Genomic DNA, 3,287 nt, shown 5'->3' on the forward strand with positions numbered 1-3,287 from the left:
GCCGCTCGACGGGCTGGGGCTCACCACCGACCTGCTGCTCTTCCTCACCGGGACGGTGGGGGTGGCGATGGTGGGCGGCCTGTGGCCGTCGATCGTGTCCGCGGTCTGGAGCAGCCTCCTGCTGAACGTGCTGTTCACACCGCCGCTGTACCGGGTCACCATCGCCGAGCCGGACAACACGCTCGCGCTGGCGGTGTTCGTGTTCGTCGGCGTGCTGGTGGCGTTCGTGGTGGACCTGTCCAAGCGCCACTCCATGGCCGCCGCCCGCGCGCGCTCGGAGGCCTCCACCATCTCCCTGCTGGCGGGCAGCGTGCTGGCCTCGGAGAACCCGCTGCGCGCGCTGCTGGTCCGCATCCGCGAGACGTTCGCGCAGCGCTCGGTGGCGCTGCTGGAGCAGCGCGACGACGGCACCTGGTCGCTGGTGGAGAGCCACGGCGAGGCGCCCTGCGCCACCCCGGACGAGGCCGACGCCCTGGTGTCGGTCAGCGACTCGCTGGCCCTGGCGCTGCGCGGACGGGTGCTGCCCGCCTCCGACCGGCAGATCCTCAGCGCCTTCGCCAGCCACATCGGCATCGCCCTGGAGCGCCAGCGGCTGGCCCGCGACGCCGCCCTGGCACGGCGCCAGGCGGCCGGGAACAAGATCCGCACGGCGCTGCTGGCGGCGGTCTCGCACGACCTGCGCACCCCGCTCACCTCGATCAAGGCCAGCGTGTCCAGCCTGCGCTCACCCGAGATCCACCTGGACGGGCAGGACCGCGCCGAGCTGCTGGAGAACATCGAGGAGTCCACCGACCGGCTCAACGGGCTGGTGGGCAACCTGCTGGACATGAGCCGCCTGCAGACCGAGACGGTCACCCCCAAGATCCGCGAGGTGGGGCTGGAGGAGGTGGTCCCCGCCGCGCTCATCGGGGTGCCCCCGGCCGCGGTGGAGGTGGACGTGCCCGACGCGCTGCCGCGGGTGCGGGTGGACACCGGCCTGCTGGAGCGGGCGGTGGCCAACGTGCTGCACAACGCGGTGCGCCACTCCCCCGCCGGCGGCCCGCCGGTGCGGGTGGCCGCCAGCGCCCACGAGGGCGCCGTGGAGCTGCGCATCGTCGACCACGGCGCCGGCGTGGCCGACGAGTACAAGGAGCGCATCTTCGAGGCCTTCCAGCGCCTCGGGGACGCGCCCCGCGGCACCGGCATCGGCCTGGGGCTGGCCGTGGCCCGCGGGTTCGCCGAGGCCATGGACGGCTACCTGGCCGCCGAGGACACCCCCGGCGGGGGCCTGACGATGGTCTTCACCCTGCGCTCCGCCGCCCCCGAGGGCGCGGCGCCCGAACCGGAAGCCGAGGACGCCTGATGCGGATTCTCGTCGTCGACGACGACGCCCAGATCATCCGGGCCATGCGGATCAACCTGCGCGCCCGGGGATACGACGTGGACACCGCCTTCGACGGGGCCGGGGCCCTGCAGGCGGCCGCGAAGAGCCCCCCGGACCTGGTCCTGCTCGACCTGGGCCTGCCCGACATGGAGGGCGGCGACGTGATCGAGGGGCTGCGCGGGTGGACGCAGGTGCCGATCATCGTGCTCTCGGCGCGCCACTCGGCCAGCGAGAAGGTGCGCTCCCTGGACCAGGGCGCCGACGACTACGTGACCAAGCCGTTCGGGATGGACGAGCTGCTGGCGCGGATCCGCGCCGCACAGCGGCGCTCGGTGCACGTGGAGGAGGCGCCGGTGGTGGCCACCGGCGCCTTCACCGTGGACCTGGGCGCCAAGCGCGTGGAGCGGGACGGCCGGGAGGTGCGGCTCACCCCCACCGAGTGGCACATCCTGGAGATCCTGGCGCGCAACGCCGGGCGGCTGGTGAGCCAGCGGCGGCTGCTGCACGACGTGTGGGGCCCGGCCTACCAGAGCGAGACCAACTACCTGCGCGTGTACATGGCGCAGCTGCGGCGCAAGCTGGAGCCGGACCCCGCCCACCCCCGCTACCTGATCACGGAGGCGGGGATGGGCTACCGCTTCGAGAAGAGCGGCTGAAAGAGCGGCTGAGCGGGCTCAGGCCCACGCGTGGAGGCAGGCGTCGCGGACCCGGCGCAGGTGGTCGGGGTTGTCGGTGAAGACCCCGTCCACGCCGGTGCGCAGGACCGCGGTGTAGTAGCCCCGGTAGTCGCCGTAGGCGGTGGGGTCGTCGCCCGTGCGGTACCCCTCGGGCAGGAACCCGTTCTCGCTGCGCAGGGTGTAGGGGGTGACGAGCAGGTCCCGCTCGTGGGCGTCGGCGACCAGCCCGGTGGGCTCTGCTGCACGGCCGTCCTCGCCGATGGGCAGCACCCAGCGCATGTCGGGGCCGATGGCGTCGGCGTACTCGGCGATGCCGTCGAGCGCCTCAGGGGTGGTGAGCTCCTGCTGGCCGGAGCCGATGAGCTGCACGACGGGGGTGTCGACCCGCTCGTCCACCTCGCGCGCGCTGTCCGGTTCGAAGGACTGGACGATGACGGGGGCGTCCTCGCCGTCCAGGCCGTGCTCCTCCAGGGACGCGGCGAGGGCCTCCTCGGTGTCCAGGCCGATGGAGTCGAAGTAGGCGCCGTGCTTCAGCTCGGGGATGAGTTTGACGTCCCGGTACCAGGGGTTCTTGGTCTTGCGCTCCCACTGCGCGACGACCTCTTCCCAGGTGGGGATCGTGAAGGCGCCGTCGAAGCGGGTGTTGTCGGGGCGGATGTCGGGCACGCGCTCGACGGCCCGCAGGGTCTTGATCTCCTTGAGCGTGAAGTCCTCGGAGAACCAGCCGGTGACGCTGCGCCCGTCGATGGTCTTGGTGGTGCGGCGGTCGGCGAACTCGGGCCGGTCGGCGACGTCGGTGGTGCCGCTCAGCTCGTTCTCGTGCCGGGCCACCAGGTGGCCGTCCTTGGTGGGCACCAGGTCGGGCTCGACGACGTCGGCACCCATCTTGTAGGCCAGCCGGTAGGAGGACAGCGTGTGCTCGGGGCGGTAGGCGGAGGCACCGCGGTGGGCGATCACCCAGGGCTCGTCGGCCAGGGACTCCTCGGTGGGCGCCGGGACCGGCCGCTCGGCCGGGGCGGCGGCCGCGGGGGCCTGCACGGAGGCGAGGAGCGCTCCGGCGGTGGCGGCGGTGGCGGCCAGGGCGATCCATCTGGGGGTGCGCGGCATGGGTCTCCTTATGTCCGCGGGTGGTGCACGGGCGCCATGGGACGTTTCCGCACCCGTGCGTCGCCGGGCTTCACTCGGCTTGAACGAAAACCCACGCGCACCGGAAAAGTAAATGGGCGGTCCGCTTGTGGCCACCGGCC

3 protein-coding genes are annotated in these 3,287 nt (G+C 73.0%); 2 read left to right on the plus strand and 1 reads right to left on the minus strand.

Features of this window, described 5'->3' with window-relative positions:
* The first annotated feature begins 67 nt into the window (after nucleotides 1–67).
* Both D476_RS33550 and D476_RS0116590 read left to right on the plus strand, forming a co-directional pair.
* Nucleotides 68–1,342, plus strand: a complete 1,275-nt coding sequence (locus D476_RS33550; RefSeq protein ID WP_017625055.1) for a sensor histidine kinase — start codon at nucleotides 68–70, stop codon at nucleotides 1,340–1,342.
* The gene (locus D476_RS0116590; RefSeq protein WP_017625056.1) at nucleotides 1,342–2,019 is read left to right on the plus strand and encodes a response regulator; all 678 of its coding nucleotides are present in this window, start codon (nucleotides 1,342–1,344) and stop codon (nucleotides 2,017–2,019) included. The genes D476_RS33550 and D476_RS0116590 overlap by 1 nt, the downstream gene beginning before the upstream one ends.
* An 18-nt stretch (nucleotides 2,020–2,037) precedes the next feature.
* On the opposite strand, the gene D476_RS0116595 is transcribed toward D476_RS0116590, so the two are convergent.
* On the minus strand, nucleotides 2,038–3,147 hold the full coding sequence (locus tag D476_RS0116595) for a glycerophosphodiester phosphodiesterase family protein (protein WP_017625057.1): 1,110 nt from the start codon (nucleotides 3,145–3,147) through the stop codon (nucleotides 2,038–2,040).
* Nucleotides 3,148–3,287 lie beyond the last annotated feature (140 nt).

The sequence above is a fragment of the Nocardiopsis chromatogenes YIM 90109 genome (assembly GCF_000341185.1).
GTDB classification, from domain to species: Bacteria; Actinomycetota; Actinomycetes; order Streptosporangiales; family Streptosporangiaceae; genus Nocardiopsis_A; species Nocardiopsis_A chromatogenes.